The sequence below is a fragment of the Streptomyces sp. NPDC005648 genome (assembly GCF_040605395.1).
GTDB lineage: Bacteria > Actinomycetota > Actinomycetes > Streptomycetales > Streptomycetaceae > Streptomyces.
The window spans coordinates 1-18,357 of record NZ_JBEXCS010000080.1 but is presented as its reverse complement, the minus strand read 5'-3'; the positions used below and the strand labels follow the sequence as shown (position 1 = coordinate 18,357).

Here is an 18,357-nt window from a genome sequence, read left to right as displayed (position 1 = left end):
TCAGGTGCGGGGAGTCACCGACTCCCCGCTCCGGCGTTCCCGGGCCCCCTCGCGGGTACGGCCCGCGGCCACCATGCGCCGCGGGTTGCGGCGCAGGTACTCGCCCTCCAGCCGGGCCATGCGATCGTTGTGGGCCCGCAGCGCGTCGGTCGAGCCGTAGAGAAGCGTGTCGTGGCGCGTGCGGTGGATCGTCTCCAGCTCCTTCATGAGCTGCTGGTCGTCCAGCCTGGTGGGGTCGACTCCGGCCATGGTGGTACCCCGCTCGTCGTGTTCGTCCCTGCGGTCCGGGTACCCGCCCGGGACGCACTACCCGCCGAGCGACACCGGGAGGGAACCATGGATCTCGCCTTTCTGCATCCACTCTACGAACATCACGGCCCCTGGGCCTCCGTGTACGTCGACACCTCCCGGCATACGGAGGACACGCCCCACGAGCGCCATCTGACCGCGGTGGCGCTGGCCCGGGACCTGGACGGGCAGGGCGCGGACGAGGCGACGTGCCGGGCCGTCCGCGAGGCCCTCGACGAGCTGCGGCACTCCTCCGAGCCGAACGGCCGGGCCCTGTTCGTCCACGCCGGCGAGGTCGTCCTGGACCCGCCGCTGGCCCGGCCCCCGATGAGCGACAGCGCCCACTGGGCGGCGCTGCCGCACACCGCGCCCCTGCTGGAGCTGGCGGGCGAGGACCCGGTGTGCGTGGTGGCGTACATCGACCGCAGGGGGGCGCGCTTCGAGCTGCGCGGCTCGTTGGGCACGCGGGAGGCCGGTTCGGTGACCGGGCGGCAGTGGCCGATGCACCGGACGCGGTCGGTCGACTGGTCCGAGCGGCACTTCCAGCTGGCGGTGGAGAACACCTGGGAGCACAACGCGGCCGAGACCGCCGAGGCCCTCGCCGCGTGCCAGGAGGAGACGGGGGCCGACCTGCTGGCCCTGGTGGGCGACGACCGGGAGCGCCGGTCCGTGCACGACAAGCTGCCGGGGCGGCTGCGGGAGATCGCCGTCGAGGCCCCGCACGGCACGGGCAGCAGGTTGCTGGACGAGGACGTCGAGCGGGTGCGTGAGCGGCATGTACGGCAGCGGGCGGAGCGCGAGCTGGAGCGCTTCCTCACGGCCCGCGAACCCGACGCCGAGGGACACGCCGGCGCGGCCGAGGGCGTACCGGCCCTGGTTGAGGCGGCCCGCGAGCACCGTATCGAGGAGCTCCTGATCCGCCCGGACGGCCCCGACGCGCACCGCGAGGTGTGGATCGGAGAGGACCCGGACCAGCTGGCGGTCCGCCGCACGGACCTCAGGATCCTCGGCGAGCAGCACTCGTGGTCGGCGCGGGCGGACGACGCGTTGATCCGTTCGGCGGCGGCGACGGGGGCGGCGGCCCTGTCGGTGGGCCCGGCGGCGGAGGCCACGGGCGGTCAGATACCGGCGGGGGGCCTGGGCGCGCTGCTGCGGTGGGCCTGATCAAGGTCACCGCCCGCGCAGCTCAAGGTCACCGCGCCCGCGTCAAGGCCATCGCCCCCGCCCCGTGGTCACCGCCCCCCGCCCCGCACGGTCACCGCACCCGCTCCACGCGCCGCTCGTCCCACACCGGCTCGTCGGTCTCACGGACCCGCCCGTCGCTGCCGAAGACCAGATAGCGGTCGAAGGAGCGGGCGAACCACCGGTCGTGCGTCACCGCGAGCACTGTTCCCTCGAACGCCTCCAACCCCTCCTGCAGGGCCTCGGCGGACTCCAGGTCGAGGTTGTCCGTCGGCTCGTCGAGCAGCAGGGCCGTGACGCCCTGCAGCTCCAGGAGCAGGATCTGGAAACGGGCCTGCTGACCACCGGAGAGCCGGTCGAAGGCCTGCTCGGCCTGGTTGGTCAGCTCGTAGCGGCGCAGGCGTGACATGGCCGCGCCCCGGTCCTGGGCGTGTTCCTTCCACAGGATGTCCAGCAGGGTGCGGCCCATCAGCTCGGGGTGGGCGTGGGTCTGGGCGAAGTGCCCGGGCACCACCCTCGCCCCGAGCTTCCACTCCCCGGTGTGCGCCACGTCCTCGCCGGCCAGCAGCCGCAGGAAGTGCGACTTGCCGGAGCCGTTGGAGCCGAGGACGGCGACCCGCTCGCCGTAGAAGACCTCCAGGTCGAACGGTTTCATCAGGCCGGTCAGCTCAAGTCCCTTGCAGGTGACGGCCCTTACGCCGGTGCGTCCGCCCTTGAGCCGCATGGTGATGTCCTGCTCGCGCGGCGGCTCCGGCGGCGGGCCGGCCTCCTCGAACTTGCGCAGCCGGGTCTGGGCGGCCTGGTACCGGGAGGCCAGCTCATGGCTGATGCTGGCCGCCTGACGGAGATTCAGCACCAGCTTCTTCAGCTGGGCGTGCTTCTCGTCCCAGCGACGGCGCAACTCCTCGAAGCGGGCGAAGCGTTCGCGCCGTGCCTCGTGGTAGGTGGCGAAGCCGCCGCCGTGCACCCAGGCGTCCGCGCCCGCGGGCGAGGGCTCCACCGACACGATCTTCTCGGCGGCCCGGGAGAGCAGCTCCCGGTCGTGGGAGACGAACAGGACCGTCTTGCGGGTCTCCTTGAGCCGCTCCTCCAGCCAGCGCTTGCCGGGCACGTCGAGGTAGTTGTCCGGCTCGTCCAGGAGCAGCACCTCGTCCGTGCCGCGCAGCAGTGCCTCCAGCACCAGGCGCTTCTGCTCACCGCCGGAGAGCGTGCGCACCTGCCGGAACTGCGCCTTGTCGTACGGCACCCCGAGCGCGGCCGTGGTGCAGATGTCCCACAGCGTCTCCGCCTCGTACCCGCGCACCTCAGCCCAGTCGGCGAGGGCCTGCGCGTACTTCAGCTGGGCGGCCTCGTCGTCGACGGTCATGATGAGGTGCTCCGCCTGGTCGACGGCCCGCGCGGCCTCCTGGATACGGGGCGGGGCGACCGACACGAGCAGGTCCCGTACGGTCGTCTCGTCGCGTACGGAGCCGACGAACTGGCGCATCACGCCCAGGCCGCCACCGACGGTGACGGTGCCGCCGTGCGGTTTGAGCTCGCCGGAGATCAGACGCAGGAGGGTGGTCTTGCCGGCGCCGTTGGGGCCGACCAGGGCGACGACCGCGCCTTCGCCGACCCGGAAGGAGACGTCACCGAGCAGCGGCCTTCCGTCCGGGAGGTAGTACTCGAGATGTGCCGCTTCCAGGTGTCCCATGGGCTCGCATTCTGGGGTTCGTCGTTCGGGGCGGGCAAATGGTTATCTACGCGGGCTGCCCGGTGGGACCGCTGTCGCCCGCCGGCGCCACCGTCGCCCCCTCCCATGACACGGCCTTCCAGCCGTCCGCCGGCGATCCCTCCAGGATCACCACTCCCGTGTTGTCCAGCGGACGGGCCTGTGCGAAGGCCACGTCCACGTTGTCCGCGCGGGCCGCCGTCCACATGCGGATCGCCGCGCCGTGGCTCACCATGGCCACCGTGCCGGCACCGGTCGCCGCCGCTTCCGCCACCACGGCGTCGTAGCGGGCCAGTGCCTCCGCGCCGGTCTCGCCGCCCGGCATACGCAGGGCCGTGTCGCCGGACGCCCAGGCGAAGACCGTCTTCATGTAGAGGGCGCCCTGCTCGGTGTCGCCGGGGAGCATCTCGAGGTCGCCCGCCGACAGCTCGCGGATGCCGTCGCGCACCCGGACCGTGAGGCCCCGCTCGGCGGCCAGCGGTGCGGCCGTCAACTGGGTGCGGATCAGGGTGGAGGCGTACAGCGCCTCGATGTCCTCACCGGCCAGGGCCCCGGGCAGCGCGGCGGCCTGTTGCTCGCCGAGGGGCGTCAGACCCGGGCCGGGGACGGCCGTGTCGAGGAGGTAGTCCACGTTGGAGGGGGTCTGGCCGTGGCGTATGAGGAGCAGACGCATACAGGGGCACTCCGGTTGTCGGTCACCGCCCGAAGGGCAGGAAACGGGCACTTCAGGGTACCCGGCGGCCCATGAGTCCAGATGTCGACCTCACTCTCCCCCGGCCCGGCCCGCGCCCCCTGCGCGACCGGCTGACGGCATGGGACCGCCGGCTCCTCGAGTTCGCCGCCGGGCACCGGTGGCCGTATGCGGAACGCTTCCTGCCGCGGTTGAGCCGGGGCGCGAACCACGGCGTGCTGTGGTTCGCGGCGGCGGCCGCCATGAGCGCGAGCCGTACGCCCCGCGCCCGCCGGGCCGCCGCCCGCGGTCTCGCCTCGCTGAGCCTGGCCTCGCTGACGATCAACACCCTCGGCAAGCGGTCCGTGCGCCGGACACGGCCCGCCCTGGACCCCGTGCCGCGGGCGCGGCAGCTGAAACGGCAGCCCATCACCACGTCGTTCCCGTCCGGTCACTCCGCCTCGGCGGCGGCCTTCGCGACCGGGGTGGCGCTGGAGTCGCCCGGCTGGGGTGCGGTGGTGGCGCCGGTGGCCTGGTCCGTGGCGCTGTCCCGGGTCTACACCGGGGTGCACTTCCCGAGCGATGTGGTCGCGGGCGCCGCGCTGGGTGCGGGTGCCGCGTTCGCCGTACGGGGCCTGGTGCCGACCCGAGGCCAGGCGGTGCCGCCGGCCCGGCCCCGCGCACGGGTGCCCGCGCTGCCCGACGGCGCGGGGCTGGTCGTCGTGGCCAACACCGCCTCCGGCACTTGCGACCGGGTGCGCGCCCTGCGCGACGCACTGCCGGCGGCGGACGTCGTCGAGTGCGGACCGGCCGCTGTGCGCGCCGAGTTGGAGAAGGCGGCGGGCCGCGCCCGGGTGCTCGGGGTGTGCGGCGGTGACGGCACCGTGAACACCGCCGCCGGCGTCGCCCTGCGCCAGGGCCTGCCGCTCGCGGTGCTCCCGGGCGGCACCTTGAACCACTTCGCCCACGACGTCGGCGTGGAGGGGGTGCGCGACTTCACGCGGGCCGTGGTGGGCGGCGAGGCGGTGCGGGTGGACGTGGGCCGGTTCGTGTGCGGCGAGCGGGAGGGGTTGTTCCTCAACACCTGCAGCCTGGGGGTGTATCCGGAACTGGTGCGGGAGCGGGAGCGGTGGTCGGGTCGTGTCGGCGGATGGGGTGCGGGTGTACTCGGAGCGCTGCGGGCGCTGCGGGCCGGCCGGCATCCGCTGGAGGCCGAGTTCCATGGCCGGGCCCGTCCCCTGTGGCTGCTCTTCGCCGGGAACGGCACCTATCACCGGACGGGCCTCGCCCCGGGCCGCCGGCACGACCTCGCGGACGGGCGGCTGGATGTGCGGGTGGTGCACGGCGGGCGGCACCCCGCGCTGCGTCTGCTGACGGCCGCCCTCGCCGGTCCGCTGACCCGCTCCCCCGCCCATGCGGCCGTACGGGTGAACCGGCTGCGCGTCGCGGGTGTCGCGCCCGGCACCCTCCTCGCCCATGACGGCGAAGTCACCGAGGTGGCGGGCGAGTTGACGCTGGAGAAGCTGCCGGAGGCGCTGGTCGTCTATCGGCCGCTGCCCGACGGCGACCATGACTGACATGCCGTCAGTCCACATGGCAAAACACGGGTCTCATCATTCGACATGCGCGCGTACGGTGTTGCGTACCGACGAAGCCTCGGACAGGGGAGTTCAGCCATGTCGAAGTCACGGGAGACCGCCGTCTACACGCACGGGCACCATGAGTCGGTGCTGCGTTCGCACACCTGGCGGACCGCCGCCAACTCCGCGGCCTATCTGCTCGACTCGCTGAAGCCTCATATGAAGATCCTGGACATCGGCTGCGGCCCGGGCACCATCACCGCCGACCTGGCGGCCCTGGTCCCCGACGGGCACGTCACCGGCGTCGACCACGCGCCCGGCATCCTGGACCGGGCCCGGGCCACGGCGGCCGGACGGGGCCTGACCAACGTCGACTTCGCGGTCGCGGACGTCCACGCGCTGGAGTACCCGGACGACACGTTCTGCGTGGTCCACGCCCACCAGGTGCTGCAGCACGTCGGCGATCCGGTGCAGGCGCTGCGCGAGATGGTCCGGGTGACGAAGCCGGGCGGGTTCATCGCGGCCCGCGACGGCGACTACGCGGCCATGACCTGGTATCCGGCGTCCCAGGGGCTGGACGACTGGCTGGACCTCTACCGGAGGGTCGCCCGCGCCAACGGCGGTGAACCGGACGCCGGACGGCGGCTGAAGGCATGGGCGCTGCGGGCCGGCCTGACCGACATCACCGCGACGTCCAGCACCTGGACGTACGCGACGCCCGAGGAGCGGGCGTGGTGGAGCGGGCTGTGGGCCGACCGGACCCTGGCCTCGGCGTACGCGGAGCGGGCCACCGAGGGCGGACACGCCACCGCGGAGCGGCTGCGGGCCGTGTCGGACGCCTGGCGGGAGTGGGGCACACAGGAGGACGGCTGGTTCAGTGTGCTGCACGGAGAGATTCTGTGCCGAAAGGCTGCCTGAATCTCCGTTTTCGGGATACCCGAAGAACAGGAGGTTCGGATTATGGTTGCTGTCCTGCTCGTATTGCTCCTGGCGCTGATTCTCTTCGGCGCGGGATTCGCAATAAAGATACTGTGGTGGATTGCGCTGGCGGTTCTCGTGCTGTGGCTGCTGGGATTCCTGGTACGCGGCACGACAGCGGCCGGAGGCAGGGGGCGCTGGTACCGGTGGTGAGGTAAGCATCGACACCGCGCCCCGCTTCCCCGGGAGTTCACTCCCGGGGAAGCAGCGGTCCCAGCGGCCCGAGGTCCAGATTCAGGTCCTCGGGCCGCAGTCCGTACCGCTCGCGCAGTTCGGTCATACGGTCGTCGAGGAGCATCAGCGTCAGGCCGATCCGCTCCTCCTGGTCCTCACTCAGCTCACCCGTGTCGAACCGGCGCAGCGCCTGCCGCTCCATCAGCTGACGCAGCAGCTCGACCACGGTCAGCACCAGTTTGACCAGGTCCCGCTCGACGGTGTCGGGTTCGAGGTCCAGACGGTTTCGGCGGGCGGTCACGGCAACTCCCCCCAGGGCGAGGGCACCTGTTCGTTGACGGAGCTGATCAGGGCGTTCAGATCGATGCGGACGAGGTCGACGTCCGCGATGCGCAGGGTGATGTCCCCGGTGATGACGACACCGCCGGCGAGGAGCCGGTCGAGGAGGTCCACCAGGGCGATCTCACGGCGTTCGACGACGGTCACGTCTCTTCCCCCGCAAACGAATAGGCGGCCCATGGGCCGGTGAGTTCGACCCGAATTCCGGGGATGCTCACCTTTGATTCGTCCTTGCTCCGGTCCACCAGTTCCACGAATTCCTCGGAATCATTGCGCGCCACCAGATAGGCGGCGTTCAGGACGTTCCGCCCGGGCACCCCGGACAGTGCGGGATTCTGCGGGGCGTGCAGCCGGGAATCATCGGCGTACGCCGAGAGGGCCGCGTGCAGATGGTCGGCGAATTCCTCCGTCTGGCGCCACAGGTCCTCGTTCGTCCGCACCCGGGTACGCCGCTGCCGCAGATAGTCCCGGCCCGACGCGGGCTTCGGCGCGGGCGCCTCACGCTCCTCGGGCTCGGCCTCCACGTACACCTTGACGCCCCACTCCACCCGCCCCGTCAGCCGGTCCAGGGTGCGCCGGAAGTCGTCCTCCCGGGCCTCCAGCATCACCCTCACCCCGCTGTCGTCCCGGAAGACGGTGGCCATCCGCAGCGGCAGCGGGGTGGTGACGACGGTGAGGGCGTCGATCACGCTCTGGTGGGCCCGCGCGGTCTCGGTCAGCCAGTCCAGGTCCTCGAGACGCCTGCGGAGCGGTTCCTCCGCGAAGTCCCGCTCCGGTACATGGCTGACCACGGCGATCAGGCCGTGGTGGGTCAGCAGTCTGGGCGGATCACCCGCGACGCCCTTCAGCTGGGACTGCAGCGGGGCACCGAAGGGGTGGCAGACGGCGTAGACGTAGCGCAGTCCGGTCATGGGGCCTCCTCGTCCTCGCGTGGGCGCACCGCGTGGCCGTTCTCCAGCTGGGCGAGCCGTTCGCGCAACTCCGCGTTCTCCCGGGCCAGTTCCTTGCGGCGGGCACCGGAGGACAACGCGGGGTCGTCCTCCCACCAGTCGATGCCCATCTCCTTGGCCTTGTCCACCGAGGCGACGATCAGCCGGAGTTTGATGGTGAGGAGCTCGATGTCGAGCAGGTTGATCCGGATGTCACCGGCGATCACGATGCCCTTGTCGAGAACGCGTTCCAGGATGTCGGCAAGGTTGGCGCCCGAACCCTGTCCATAGGGTTCGGGCAGCCGGCCGGCCATGGTCATCGACGGCCCCCGCCGTCGGCGTACTCGTACTCGGGCTCTTCCTCTTCCTCGTATTCGCCCTCGCCCGCGTCCTGGCCTTCGTCCTCGTCCTCCTCGTACTCGGCCTCGGGCTCCTCGCCCTCCTCGCCCTCGTCTTCCTCTTCCTCGTACTCGCCGCTTTCGTCCCGGTCCTCGTCGGCGCCTTCGTCCTCGTCCTCGTAGGTGTCCTCGCCCTCCTCCTGGGGCGACTCCTGCTCGGCGGACTCCTCCTCGGCGACGGCGTCCTCGTGGCTGGTCACGACCTCGCCGTCGCGTATCTCGCCGCGCCAGCCGTCCTCCGCCTCGCCCTTGAGGGTGATGAAACGGACGTAGTTCTTGAGGTCGAGCCGGGCCCGGCGGCCCTGGGCGCGCCAGATGTTGCCGGTCTTCTCGAACAGGCCCGAGGGGTAGTACTCGATCACCAGCAGGACACGGGTGAGGTTGTCGTCGAGCCGGTGGAACGAGACGACTCCCTTGGTGGTGCCCTTGGCGCCCTCCGAGGTCCAGGAGATCTTCTCGTCGGGCACCTGCTCGGTGGTCTTCGCCTTCCAGCTGCGGTTGGACCAGAAGATCTTCAGCTGCCAGTCGGACTGGGTGTCGTCGGAGCGGTTCGCGCTCTTGACGCCCTTGGCGAAGGTGCTGAAGTCCTGGTACTGGGTCCACTGGTCGTAGGCCGTGCGCCGGTCCACTCCCACGTCGACGGACTCGATGATCACCGTCGGCTTCTTGCCCGCCCCGCCCTTGCGCTTCCCCTTGCCCCCACCCAGGTTCTTGAAGGCTTCCACGACGTTCTCCTTGGCGCGCGAGGCGCCCACCTCCAGGGCGGAGCGCAGCGGGCCCTTGCCTTCGGCGAGCTTGCGTCCGCCGTCGAGGGCGAGCTTGGCGAAGCCGGGGCTGTTGCCCTCGGCGATGTCGTTGAGCTTGCCGGTGGTCTCGCCGAGCTTGCGGCCGACGCCGACGAGCAGCCGGGTGGCCTGTGCGGCGAGATAGTCCTGCACCTCGCCCTTGAGCCGGTCGGCGGCCTCGCTGTGGGCCACGTCGGTCAGCGGCCCGGTGGCCTTGCCCGTGGCCTTGCCGGCCGTACCGCGTGCGGCCGAAGTGGCCGATCCGAGTGTCTCGGTCATCACTCACCGCCTCCCTTCGCCAGGCGGCTGCGGGCTCCGCGGGCGCCGCCGCGGGCCGCGGACGTCTTGCGCGCCGCCGTCTTCTTCGCGGTCTTCTTCGCCGGGGCCTGCTTGCTCGCGGTCTTCTTGGCCGCCGCCTTCTTGGCCGGGGCCTTCTTCGCGGGAGCCCGCTTCGCCGCCGCCTTCTTGGCCGGGGCCTTCTCGGCGGCCTTCTTCGCCGGGCCCCGCCCGGATGCGGCCGGAGACTCCTCCTCGGCCTCCGACTCGTCGTCCTCCGAGTCGTCGTCCTGCGACGCGTCGTCCTCGGGCTCCTCGCCGCCGGACTCCGCGTCATCGGGCTCCGCGTCGTCCGACTCCTCGTCGTCGTACTCCTCGCGCGGCTCCTCGTCCTCAGTCTCCTCCTCCTCGGCCTCCTCGTCATCGCCGAGGCCGGGGACCTGGTCCGTCACGCCCGCGAGCTGGTCGCGGACCTCAGCGGTACGGCCGTGCAGCCGGTCGGCGAGGGCGTCGATCTGCCGCTCCACCATCGCCCCGGAAGCCGCCTTGCCGACGCCACGCAGGTCCTCGCGCAACTGGTCCCCGATCTCCTTGAACTGCGGGTTGTTCTGCAGCTGCTGGGACATCAGGTCGGCGAGCGCCCGCGGGGTCAGGTTCAACCGCTTGCCGGCCACCAACGATCCGACCGCGAAGGCCAGTTTCATCTTCTTCGTACGTCCGAGGACGTATCCGGCCCCTATCGCGAGGCCCAGTCCCACTCGGTTCATCGCGCCGTCCCGTCGCCTGTGGCCGCGCCACCGCGCAGGCCGATCTCCAGCCGGTCCAGAAGCTCGTCCTCCTGGCGGTCGAACTCCTCCTCGTCGATCTCGCCGGCCACCAACTGCTCCTCCAGCCGGGCGAGTTCGGCCCTGACGGTGGCGGGGTCGTAGTAGATCCGCTCCGCCTCGTCCAACACCTGCCCGATCACCCACGCGCTGCCGCGCACCGGGGCGAAGGGAAGCAGGACCACTTCCTTGATCAGTCCCACGGGCTCACCCCTCGGTGGTGCCCGGGCCGCCGGCGGCGCTGCCCGCGTGCTCGGCGGGTCCGGGTTCGACGAAGCTGTACGGCGGCAGCGGGCCGTTGACGCGCAGCTCGATGTGCGGATGACCCTTGCGGACCTGCTCGACCTCGGCCAGGAACTCCTCCGCCGCGTCGCGGTCCACCAGGAAGGAGACGTTGAACAGCCAGCCGCTGGACTCCGGCCCGGCGGCCACCGCGGCGGCGGCCGGCTCCAGGGTGCGCCGCAGTTCGGCCGCGTCCTCGCTCTCGCGGGCCTTGACGGCTTCCACCACCATCTCGCCCAGCCTGAGGCGCTGCTCGTAACTGCCGCCGCCCGACTGCCGGTTGGCCTCGGTCATGGCGCGGATCTCCGGGTTCTCGGACATCACCCGGTGCAGTACGGCCTCCTCCTGGTGCGTGGCCTTGACGTTGTACTCGACCTTGTGGTCGAGGGCGCGCAGACGCTCCTGGTAGTGGTCGGCGCGTTCGGCGAGCACACCGGTGACGGTGTCGTCGTCGGGGGCCACACTGCCGAACCGCATGGGCAGGACCGGTCCGCCCGCGCCCACCTCCGCGAGCACGGCCTGGTGGGCGAGCAGATCCTTGCGCTTGGGCCGCAGCCCTTCCGGGGCGTCGCTGACGACGGCCGCCAGCTCGCCCTGCTCGAGGACGCGGATCTTCATCGGTGGGTCGCCGACCCCGCCCAGGTCCTCGGGAAGCGCGGGGTGCGAGTTCGCTGTGATGCCGTAGACATACGTGCTCACTCCTGCTCCTCCTTCCTGCGCGAGGACGTGGTCTTGCGGGCGCGCGGACGGGACTCGGACTCCCGCTCACGGCCGCCTTCGTCACGTGCCTGCTTGAAGGCGTCGGATATGGTCTCGGCGGCTCCGGAGAGCGCGCCCTTCGACTTGCCGCGCGCACCGTTCTCGGTGATCTCGCCGACGAGGTCCGGCAGGCCCGGGTCCTTGCGGGGTCCCGCCTCCAGGTCGAGGCGGTTGCACGCCTCGGCGAAGCGCAGATAGGTGTCGACGCTGGCCACGACGACACGTACGTCGATCTTCAGGATCTCGATGCCGACCAGGGACACGCGCACGAAGGCGTCAATGACCAGACCCCTGTCCAGAACGAGTTCCAGAACGTCGTAGAGGCCGCTGCTGCCGCCTCCGCCGCCGGTCTGCTGTGCGGGGACTACGGTCATGCCGACCGTCCCTCCTTGTCTGTGTGAATGGCGGGAGGGCGGCCTACCGGCCGCCCGGCCTGTGTGCGTCGGCTCGCCCGCGCTCGTAGCGGCGGACGCGCCGGTAGCCGGTGAGCTGCCCCTCGGGGTCCAGATCGACCTGATAGCTGGCCATCAGGCTCATCGTGTCCGGGACCCGGGACAGCTCCAGCACCTCGATCTCGAGGCTCCAGCCGTCCTCCGTCCGTTCGAAGGACGACACGTTCTCGGCCGCCATGCCGGTGAGCTCCGCGAGCTGCGTGCGCGCGTGGCGCAGCACCTCCATGGGCTTCGGCTTCTTCTCCGCCGTGTGCTCTCTGCTGGAATGCCGCTTCTCGGAATGCTGATGCTCGGAGTGCTGATGTTCGGAGTGCTGATTGTCGGAATTCTGTGAATTTTGCGAATCTGGGGTGTCTTTTGTGTTTGCCATGGCCACCTCTGTGACCGGGTGGCCGCATTGGCGTGGGCCAAACCTTCAGGAGGCACGCAACGCGTCGAGCCTGCGCCGCGCGGGCCCCAGCGCCCGCGCCTTGCTCATGACACCGGCCCAGGGATCGGCACGGGCCTGTTCGACGGCGTCGGCGATGGTCCAGCGGCCGGCGTGCAGGCCCGGGTCGTCCAGCTGGCTCCAGTGGAGGGGGGTGGCCACGGGCGCGCCGGGCAGGGCCCGGACCGTGAGCGGGGCGACCGCGGTCTGGGCGTAGGCGTTGCGGCCGATGTCGAGGTAGAGGCGGTCGCCGCGGTCCTTCTTGCGGGCCGCGGTGGTGAGCCGGTCGGGGTGCGCCTCGGCGAGGATCTCGGCCACGTCGCGGGCGAACTCCCTTGTCCTGTCGAAGTCCTGACGGCCGTTCAGGGGCACGGTCAGATGCAGTCCGCGCGAGCCGGTGGTCATCAGGGCGGAGGGGAGACCCAGCTCGTCGAGCAGTTCGCCGAGCAGCCGGGCCGCCTCGCGTACGGCGGCGAAGTCGTCGCCGGAGGCCGGGTCCAGGTCGAAGACCATACGGTCGGGCCGGTTCTCGCGGCCGACCCTGGACAGCCAGCGGTGCAGGGTGAGGGAGGCCTGGTCGGCGAGGTAGACGAGAGTGGCGGAGTCGTCACACACGGTGTGGCAGACCGTGCCGCCCTCCTTGGTCTCCTCCACGCGCCTGATCCAGTCCGGATAGGACTCCGGGGTGTTCTTCTGCATGAAGCGGGGCCCGTCGATCCCGTCCGGATGCCGTTCCAGCATCAGCGGACGGCCGCGCAGATGGGGCAGCAGAAGAGGGGCGGCCGACCGGTAGTAGTCGACCAGATCACCCTTGGTGTACTCCTTCGCACCGCCGCCCCCGGGGAAGAGCACCTTGTCCGGCCGGTGCACCTCGACCGTGCGACGCCCGGCCCGCACGGTCCGCACGCCGTCGTCACTCACCGCACGACCGCCTCCTCCACCAGGAGTTTCCCGGCGGCCGCGATCGACTCGGCGTCGATGCCGGCGGCGTGCAGCTGCTCGTCCGGCGATGCCGAGCCCGGCATGTCGCGGACGGCGAGCCGCACCAGGCGCGGCACGGGCCGGCCGTCGAGGAAGGCGTCGAGCACGGCGTCGCCGAGCCCGCCCTCCTCGTGGTGGTCCTCCACGGTGACGAGGCAGCCGGTGTCCTCTGCGGCCCGGCGCAGGGTGCGCCGGTCGACGGGCTTGACCGAGTACAGATCGATCACCCGGGCCCGGATGCCCTCCCGTTCCAGCGCGTCGGCGGCGGTCAGCGCCTGCCGCACGGTGACCCCGGCGGCGACCAGGGTGAGCCGGTCCTCGTCACTGGAGCGCAGTACCTTGCTGCCGCCGACGGGGAACTCATCGTCGGGTCCGTAGATCACCGGGCTCTCGCCGCGGGAGGTGCGCAGATAGCGGACGCCCTCGCAGCCGGCCATCTCGGCGACCAGCTTCGCGGTCTGGTTGGCGTCGCACGGATACAGCACGGTCGAGCCGTACACGGACCGCATCATCGCCAGGTCCTCCAGGCCCATCTGGCTGGGCCCGTCCTGCCCGATCGCGACCCCCGCGTGCGAGCCGACGAGGTTGATGCCGGCACCGCTGATCGAGGCCATGCGCACGAAATCGTACGCCCTGCTCAGAAACGCGGCGAAGGTCGAGGCGTACGGCACCCGGCCGCGCGCGGCGAGCCCGACCGCCGCGGCGACCATCTGCTGCTCGGCGATGTAGCACTCGAAGTAGCGGTCGGGGTGTTCCTTGCCGAAGAACTCCGACCGTGTGGAGTCGCCGACCTCGCCGTCGAGGGCGACGATGTCGCCGCGCGCGGTGCCGAGCGCGGCGAGGGCCTGGCCGTAGGCGTCCCGGGTGGCCACGCCCTTCTCGGGATCGCCCTTCTCCCACCGGGGCAGTTCGAGGTGCCCGGCGCGGACGGCGTGGAGCATGCGGGCGGCGGGCGGCTCGTGGACCTGGACGCGGAGGTCGCGCCGGCCGCCGAGTTCCTGGATGGCCTCGTCGGCGTCCGGGAGGGGTTTGCCGTGCAGGCCCTCACGGTCCTGGACGGCCTCGACGCCCTTGCCCTTGAGGGTGCGGGCGAGGATCGCGGTCGGTTGTCCCGAGGTCGAGATCGCCTCGCCGTACGCCCGGTCGACGGCGTCCACGTCGTGCCCGTCCACCTCGATGGTGTGCCAGCCGAACGCCTGGAAGCGGCGGGCGTAGGCGTCGAGGTCGTGCCCGTGCCGGGTCGGGCCCCGCTGTCCGAGCCTGTTGACGTCGACGATCGCGGTGAGGTTGTCGAGATGCTCGTACGCCGCGTGCTCGGCGGCCTCCCACACGGACCCCTCGGCCAGCTCGCTGTCGCCGGTGAGCACCCACACCCGGTAGCCGGTGCGGTCCAGCCGCTTGCCGGCCAGGGCGATACCGACACCGACCGGCAGTCCCTGGCCGAGCGACCCGGTGGCGGTCTCGACCCACGGCAGCTGCCGGGGCGTCGGATGCCCCTCCAGCCGGCTCCCGAGCTTGCGGAAGGTCAGCAGCTCCGCGTCGTCGATGGCACCGGCGGCCTTGTAGGCGGAGTAGAGCAGCGGCGAGGCGTGTCCCTTGGAGAGGACGAAGCGGTCGTTGCCGGGGTGCGCCGGGCGGTCGAAGTCGTAGCGGAGGTGGTGGGCGAGCAGTACGGCCATCAGATCGGCGGCGGACATCGAGGACGTCGGATGTCCGGACCCCGCTGCGTCGGCGGCCCGCACGCTGTCGACGCACAACTGCTGGGCGAGCTCGGTGAGTTCGGCGGTGTTCATGAATCTCCTTCCGCGGGGTACCGGAACGGTCGAGCCACGGTTCGCCTCCGGCGCTGTCGTGTGCGTCGTACGGAGCCTTCCGCGTCCCCCTGCTCAGGACCGCCAAACGTGCTCGGTTGCCCCCGTGGCCGCCGGGTACCCGGACGCCGACCAGCCCTCGCGTCACCGGCTTCGGAGGTGCTCCCCATGCCCGAGTACGGCTACTTCCTCTCCTGTGAGGAGTTCGGTCCCGCGGATCTCGTCGAGCAGGCGAGGATGGCCGAGCAGGCCGGATTCCGGTCGCTGTGGATCTCGGACCACTACCACCCGTGGAACGAGGCTCAGGGCCAGAGCCCCTTCGTGTGGTCGGTGATCGGCGCGCTCTCGGAAGCGGTTTCGCTGCCCATCGAGACGGCGGTGACCTGCCCGACCGTGCGGATCCACCCGGCGGTGGTGGCGCAGGCCGCGGCGACCTCGGCGGTGATGACGGGCGGCCGCTTCCGGCTCGGCGTCGGTACCGGCGAGGCCCTGAACGAGCACATCCTCGGCCATGTCTGGCCGCCGGCGAGCGTGCGGATGGAGATGCTGGAGGAGTCCGTCCAGATCATGCGGCGGCTGTTCACCGGCGAGGAGGTCAGCCACCACGGCACCCACTACACGGTGGAGAACGCCCGCCTCTACACGGTCCCGGACGAGCCCGTCCCGATCGACATCTCCGGCTTCGGCCCGGCCGCCACGAAGCTGGCGGCGCGGGTGGGAGACGGTTACATCACGATGATGCCCGAGGAGTCGATGGTGGAGCAGTTCCGCAAGGGCGGCGGGGGCGGCAAGCCCGTGAGCGGCGGCACCAAGGTCTGCTACGGCACCGACCGCGACGACGCCGTCCGGCTGGTCCGCGAGCGGTGGTTCAACCAGTTCCTACCGGGCGAGATGGGGCAGATCCTGCCGTCGCCGAGCCACTTCGAGCAGCTGGAGCCGCTGGTCACGGAGGAGATGGTGCGGGAGAAGGCGGTGTGCGGCGACGACGTCGACGAGCATGTCTCGGCGCTGCGGGCCTTCGCGGACGCCGGCTTCGACCGGATCTACGTCAACCAGATCGGCCCGGACCAGCGCGGCTTCTTCGACTTCTACCGCACCAAGGTGCTGCCGCGGCTCGAACAGTCCTGAGGAACCGGCGATGAAACTCCACCGGCCGCTGGTCTCCGTCTACACGGTGCCGACCGACGCGCCCGAGGCCGACGGCACACTGGCCTGGGAGTCCACGACGATGGTGATCGCGGAGGTGACGACGGGCGACGCGACCGGCACGGGCTGGACGTACGGCCCGCCGGCGGTCGGCGACTTCCTGCGCGACAGTCTGGCCCCGCTCGTCGAGGGCCGCAGCGCCCTGGACGTCCCCGCCACGCACGACGCGATGTGCCGCTCGGTCCGCAACGCGGGCCGGCCGGGCATCGCCGGCTGTGCGATCTCGGCACTCGACATAGCGCTCTGGGACCTCAAGGCCCGGCTCCTCGAACTCCCCCTGGCCCGGCTCCTGGGCGTGTGCCGGGAGCGGGTCCCGGTCTACGGCAGCGGCGGCTTCACGACGTACCACGACACCCATCTGGCGGCCCAGTTGAACGGCTGGGTGCACGGCCAGCACATTCCGCGCGCCAAGATCAAGATCGGTGAGAGCCGGGGCCGGGCGGTCGAACGCGACCTCGCCCGGGTCCGCGCGGCCCGTCAGGTCATCGGCGACGACGCCGAGTTGTACGTCGACGCGAACGGCGCGTACACCCGCAAGCAGGCGGTCCGGGTGGGCCGGGCCCTCGACGAAGAGGGTGTCGGCTGGTTCGAGGAACCGGTTTCATCGGACGACCTGACCGGTCTGCGGCTGGTACGCGACGCCTTGGTCTGCGATGTCACGGCCGGTGAATACGGTTACGACCTCCCGTACTTCGCCCGGATGGTCGCCGCGGGCGCGGTCGACTGCCTCCAGATCGACGCGACGCGCTGCGGCGGCATCACGGAGTTCCTCCGCGCGGCCGCCCTGGCCCAGGCGCACGGCCTGGAGGTCTCCACCCACTGCGCTCCGCACGCGCACGCGGCGGCGGCCGCCTCCCTGCCCAACATCCGCCACATGGAGTGGTTCCACGACCACGTCCGCATCGAGGACATGTTCTTCACCGGGGCGCTGGATCCGACGGGCGGTTCGGTACGGCCGCTGAGCGGCACCGGCCACGGCCTGACGCTGCGGGCGGAGGAGGTGGAGGAGTACCGGGTGGGCTGAGCGGGCGCACACGCCAAACGCCTTAGAAGGGCCCTAGGTCCGTCGCAACGGCGCCCAGCCGCGGCGGCGGAGTCCGGCGGTCACCGCCGCCCCCAGCCCTCCCGCCACCAGCCCCATCCCCATACGGGTCCGGTTGCGTGAGACCCAGTCCTGGGGGCTGTCCGCGACCGCCTCCTCGTCGAAGCGGCCGTGCGCCCCGAAGTCCCGGCCGTGCGGTCCGTCCGCCGGCGACCACAGATTGCCCGGCCCGCCGCGCTCGCCCTCGTCCTGCTGGGACTCGAAGCCGGTCCTCGCCAGGTACCGGTCCAGCACCCCGGGGACCACCGCGTTGGCGATGAGCGTGGCAGCCGTGGAGCCGCCGACCCAGTACTCGCGCCGACGGGCGTGCGAGGCCGCGTGCACGATCGCGCGGGCCGCAACCTCCGGCTGGTAGACGGGGGGAACCGGGCGGGGCCGCCCCGGCATCCGGTTCAACACCCATTCGAACTGAGGGGTGTTGAGGCCCGGGAGCTGCACCATCGTCGTACGGACGCCACTGCGCGCGTGCAGCAGCTCGCAGCGCAGCGACTCGTTGAACCCCTGGATGGCGTGCTTGGAGCCGCAGTACGCGGACTGCAGGGGTATGCCGCGGTACGCCAGCGCCGAGCCGACCTGCACGATCGTGCCCCGGTCGCGCGGGAGCATGTGGTGCAGGGCGGCCCGGGTGCCGAACACACAGCCCAGGTACGTCACTTCGGTCACCCGCCGGAACTCGTCGGGCGTGATCTCGGTGAACGGTGCGAAGACCCCGGCGAAGGCGTTGTTGACCCAGACGTCGATGTGCCCGAACACGTCGGCGACCTGCTGGGCCGCGTCGTCGACGGCCTTCGCGTCCGCCATGTCGACACTGACGACGAGCGCCTCTCCCCCGGCCCGCTGCACCTCGTCGGCGGCCGCGGCGAGACCCTCGCGCCCCCGGGCCAGCAGGGCGACCCGGTCGCCCCGGGCGGCGAAGGCCAGGGCCGTGGCCCGGCCCACGCCGCCGGTCGCCCCGGTCACCACGACGGTCCTGCGGCGCCGGGGCACGTGCGTCTTCCCGCGCTTGCGCACCACGTTTCACGCCCGGTGGTGCGGCTGCTCGGGGTCGGTTTCGTCGCGGCCCGGCGCCGCCTCACCCATGCCGGGGGCCGGGATGCCCGCGCCGGGCATGCCGGCGGGCGGGGCCGAGGGAGCCGGCGGGTAGGGGGTGCCGAGCGCCGGGCGTACGGCTGGAGGTGGCGAGCCGGAGGGGCGGCGCCCGAC

Annotated in this window: 22 protein-coding genes and 1 pseudogene; 6 read left to right on the top strand and 17 right to left on the bottom strand. The window is 71.7% G+C overall.

The annotated features are described in order from the left end of the window. A complete protein-coding gene (locus tag ABZT17_RS34130) occupies positions 1–249 on the bottom strand; it encodes a DUF6158 family protein (protein ID WP_356354751.1) in 249 nt (82 codons plus the stop codon). Between the two features lie 87 nt (positions 250–336). Between ABZT17_RS34130 and ABZT17_RS34125 the strand changes: the two genes are divergently transcribed. Then, positions 337–1,452: a Vms1/Ankzf1 family peptidyl-tRNA hydrolase gene (locus ABZT17_RS34125; protein ID WP_356354749.1), complete on the top strand. Its 1,116-nt coding sequence runs from the start codon at positions 337–339 to the stop codon at positions 1,450–1,452. Positions 1,453–1,543: 91 nt separating this feature from the next. Here ABZT17_RS34125 and ABZT17_RS34120 read toward each other — a convergent pair whose 3' ends face one another. After that, positions 1,544–3,163, bottom strand: a complete 1,620-nt coding sequence (locus ABZT17_RS34120; RefSeq protein ID WP_356354747.1) for an ATP-binding cassette domain-containing protein — start codon at positions 3,161–3,163, stop codon at positions 1,544–1,546. Between the two features lie 46 nt (positions 3,164–3,209). After that, positions 3,210–3,854: a histidine phosphatase family protein gene (locus ABZT17_RS34115; protein ID WP_356354745.1), complete on the bottom strand. Its 645-nt coding sequence runs from the start codon at positions 3,852–3,854 to the stop codon at positions 3,210–3,212. 71 nt (positions 3,855–3,925) lie between these two features. On the opposite strand from ABZT17_RS34115, the gene ABZT17_RS34110 reads away from it, so the two are divergent. From ABZT17_RS34110 to ABZT17_RS34100, 3 genes are all read left to right on the top strand, one after another. Beyond that, positions 3,926–5,428 carry a phosphatase PAP2 family protein gene (locus tag ABZT17_RS34110; RefSeq protein ID WP_356354743.1) on the top strand — a complete coding sequence of 501 codons (1,503 nt, stop codon included), beginning with the start codon at positions 3,926–3,928 and terminating at the stop codon, positions 5,426–5,428. Between the two features lie 99 nt (positions 5,429–5,527). Further along, complete coding sequence (locus ABZT17_RS34105) at positions 5,528–6,349, top strand: methyltransferase domain-containing protein (RefSeq protein ID WP_356354742.1); 822 nt, start codon at positions 5,528–5,530, stop codon at positions 6,347–6,349. 42 nt (positions 6,350–6,391) lie between these two features. Beyond that, positions 6,392–6,562 carry a hydrophobic protein gene (locus ABZT17_RS34100; RefSeq protein WP_356354740.1) on the top strand — a complete coding sequence of 57 codons (171 nt, stop codon included), beginning with the start codon at positions 6,392–6,394 and terminating at the stop codon, positions 6,560–6,562. 37 nt (positions 6,563–6,599) lie between these two features. Here the strand turns inward: ABZT17_RS34100 and ABZT17_RS34095 are convergent, their stop codons facing one another. Genes ABZT17_RS34095 through ABZT17_RS34040 form a run of 12 tightly spaced genes read right to left on the bottom strand, consistent with a single transcriptional unit; the run spans position 6,600 to position 14,828 of the window. Further along, positions 6,600–6,884, bottom strand: coding sequence for a gas vesicle protein K (locus ABZT17_RS34095; protein ID WP_356354738.1), 285 nt, complete (start codon positions 6,882–6,884; stop codon positions 6,600–6,602). Further along, positions 6,881–7,069 (bottom strand): gas vesicle protein, encoded by a 189-nt coding sequence (locus ABZT17_RS34090; protein WP_356354736.1) that lies wholly within the window; start codon positions 7,067–7,069, stop codon positions 6,881–6,883. The genes ABZT17_RS34095 and ABZT17_RS34090 overlap by 4 nt, the downstream gene beginning before the upstream one ends. Further along, the gene (locus tag ABZT17_RS34085; RefSeq protein ID WP_356354734.1) at positions 7,066–7,833 is read right to left on the bottom strand and encodes a GvpL/GvpF family gas vesicle protein; all 768 of its coding nucleotides are present in this window, start codon (positions 7,831–7,833) and stop codon (positions 7,066–7,068) included. Before ABZT17_RS34085 ends, ABZT17_RS34090 begins: the two co-directional genes overlap by 4 nt. Then, positions 7,830–8,171: a gas vesicle protein gene (locus ABZT17_RS34080; RefSeq protein ID WP_356354733.1), complete on the bottom strand. Its 342-nt coding sequence runs from the start codon at positions 8,169–8,171 to the stop codon at positions 7,830–7,832. The genes ABZT17_RS34085 and ABZT17_RS34080 overlap by 4 nt, the downstream gene beginning before the upstream one ends. Continuing rightward, positions 8,168–9,313 (bottom strand): SRPBCC family protein, encoded by a 1,146-nt coding sequence (locus tag ABZT17_RS34075; protein WP_356354731.1) that lies wholly within the window; start codon positions 9,311–9,313, stop codon positions 8,168–8,170. The genes ABZT17_RS34080 and ABZT17_RS34075 overlap by 4 nt, the downstream gene beginning before the upstream one ends. After that, complete coding sequence (locus ABZT17_RS34070; RefSeq protein ID WP_356354729.1) at positions 9,313–10,077, bottom strand: DNA primase; 765 nt, start codon at positions 10,075–10,077, stop codon at positions 9,313–9,315. Before ABZT17_RS34070 ends, ABZT17_RS34075 begins: the two co-directional genes overlap by 1 nt. Beyond that, complete coding sequence (locus tag ABZT17_RS34065) at positions 10,074–10,337, bottom strand: gas vesicle protein GvpG (protein WP_356354727.1); 264 nt, start codon at positions 10,335–10,337, stop codon at positions 10,074–10,076. The genes ABZT17_RS34070 and ABZT17_RS34065 overlap by 4 nt, the downstream gene beginning before the upstream one ends. 4 nt (positions 10,338–10,341) lie before the next feature. Then, entirely contained in the window at positions 10,342–11,115 is a 774-nt protein-coding gene (locus ABZT17_RS34060) for a GvpL/GvpF family gas vesicle protein (RefSeq protein ID WP_356354725.1), read from the bottom strand. Then, entirely contained in the window at positions 11,112–11,549 is a 438-nt protein-coding gene (locus ABZT17_RS34055; RefSeq protein WP_356354723.1) for a gas vesicle structural protein GvpA, read from the bottom strand. Before ABZT17_RS34055 ends, ABZT17_RS34060 begins: the two co-directional genes overlap by 4 nt. 43 nt (positions 11,550–11,592) lie before the next feature. Beyond that, positions 11,593–11,997, bottom strand: coding sequence for a gas vesicle protein (locus ABZT17_RS34050; protein WP_356354721.1), 405 nt, complete (start codon positions 11,995–11,997; stop codon positions 11,593–11,595). 45 nt (positions 11,998–12,042) lie between these two features. Next, a complete protein-coding gene (gene ligD / locus ABZT17_RS34045; protein WP_356354719.1) occupies positions 12,043–12,975 on the bottom strand; it encodes a non-homologous end-joining DNA ligase in 933 nt (310 codons plus the stop codon). Then, positions 12,972–14,828, bottom strand: coding sequence for a transketolase (locus ABZT17_RS34040; protein ID WP_356354717.1), 1,857 nt, complete (start codon positions 14,826–14,828; stop codon positions 12,972–12,974). Before ABZT17_RS34040 ends, ligD begins: the two co-directional genes overlap by 4 nt. A 186-nt stretch (positions 14,829–15,014) precedes the next feature. Between ABZT17_RS34040 and ABZT17_RS34035 the strand changes: the two genes are divergently transcribed. Together ABZT17_RS34035 and ABZT17_RS34030 are read left to right on the top strand one after the other, a co-directional pair. Next, on the top strand, positions 15,015–15,974 hold the full coding sequence (locus ABZT17_RS34035) for an LLM class F420-dependent oxidoreductase (RefSeq protein ID WP_356354715.1): 960 nt from the start codon (positions 15,015–15,017) through the stop codon (positions 15,972–15,974). 10 nt (positions 15,975–15,984) lie between these two features. Further along, positions 15,985–17,076, top strand: coding sequence for an enolase C-terminal domain-like protein (locus ABZT17_RS34030; protein WP_356354713.1), 1,092 nt, complete (start codon positions 15,985–15,987; stop codon positions 17,074–17,076). 33 nt (positions 17,077–17,109) lie between these two features. Here the strand turns inward: ABZT17_RS34030 and ABZT17_RS34025 are convergent, their stop codons facing one another. Both ABZT17_RS34025 and ABZT17_RS34020 read right to left on the bottom strand, forming a co-directional pair. Further along, on the bottom strand, positions 17,110–18,165 hold the full coding sequence (locus tag ABZT17_RS34025; RefSeq protein ID WP_356354790.1) for an SDR family oxidoreductase: 1,056 nt from the start codon (positions 18,163–18,165) through the stop codon (positions 17,110–17,112). A 6-nt stretch (positions 18,166–18,171) separates the two neighbouring features. Then, positions 18,172–18,357, bottom strand: a pseudogene (locus ABZT17_RS34020) (hypothetical protein); the annotation flags it as partial.

What these genes read in the sequence shown, in the direction of transcription:
- ABZT17_RS34050 (WP_356354721.1), bottom strand. Translation starts at nt 11,997, where the DNA reads ATGGCAAACACAAAAGACACCCCAGATTCGCAAAATTCACAGAATTCC.
- ABZT17_RS34070 (WP_356354729.1), bottom strand. Translation starts at nt 10,077, where the DNA reads ATGAACCGAGTGGGACTGGGCCTCGCGATAGGGGCCGGATACGTCCTC.
- ABZT17_RS34105 (WP_356354742.1), top strand. Translation starts at nt 5,528, where the DNA reads ATGTCGAAGTCACGGGAGACCGCCGTCTACACGCACGGGCACCATGAG.
- ABZT17_RS34110 (WP_356354743.1), top strand. Translation starts at nt 3,926, where the DNA reads ATGAGTCCAGATGTCGACCTCACTCTCCCCCGGCCCGGCCCGCGCCCC.
- ABZT17_RS34085 (WP_356354734.1), bottom strand. Translation starts at nt 7,833, where the DNA reads ATGACCGGACTGCGCTACGTCTACGCCGTCTGCCACCCCTTCGGTGCC.
- ABZT17_RS34040 (WP_356354717.1), bottom strand. Translation starts at nt 14,828, where the DNA reads ATGAACACCGCCGAACTCACCGAGCTCGCCCAGCAGTTGTGCGTCGAC.
- ABZT17_RS34125 (WP_356354749.1), top strand. Translation starts at nt 337, where the DNA reads ATGGATCTCGCCTTTCTGCATCCACTCTACGAACATCACGGCCCCTGG.
- ABZT17_RS34035 (WP_356354715.1), top strand. Translation starts at nt 15,015, where the DNA reads ATGCCCGAGTACGGCTACTTCCTCTCCTGTGAGGAGTTCGGTCCCGCG.
- ABZT17_RS34100 (WP_356354740.1), top strand. Translation starts at nt 6,392, where the DNA reads ATGGTTGCTGTCCTGCTCGTATTGCTCCTGGCGCTGATTCTCTTCGGC.
- ABZT17_RS34055 (WP_356354723.1), bottom strand. Translation starts at nt 11,549, where the DNA reads ATGACCGTAGTCCCCGCACAGCAGACCGGCGGCGGAGGCGGCAGCAGC.
- ABZT17_RS34120 (WP_356354747.1), bottom strand. Translation starts at nt 3,163, where the DNA reads ATGGGACACCTGGAAGCGGCACATCTCGAGTACTACCTCCCGGACGGA.
- ABZT17_RS34075 (WP_356354731.1), bottom strand. Translation starts at nt 9,313, where the DNA reads ATGACCGAGACACTCGGATCGGCCACTTCGGCCGCACGCGGTACGGCC.
- ABZT17_RS34030 (WP_356354713.1), top strand. Translation starts at nt 15,985, where the DNA reads ATGAAACTCCACCGGCCGCTGGTCTCCGTCTACACGGTGCCGACCGAC.
- ABZT17_RS34080 (WP_356354733.1), bottom strand. Translation starts at nt 8,171, where the DNA reads ATGACCATGGCCGGCCGGCTGCCCGAACCCTATGGACAGGGTTCGGGC.
- ABZT17_RS34115 (WP_356354745.1), bottom strand. Translation starts at nt 3,854, where the DNA reads ATGCGTCTGCTCCTCATACGCCACGGCCAGACCCCCTCCAACGTGGAC.
- ABZT17_RS34130 (WP_356354751.1), bottom strand. Translation starts at nt 249, where the DNA reads ATGGCCGGAGTCGACCCCACCAGGCTGGACGACCAGCAGCTCATGAAG.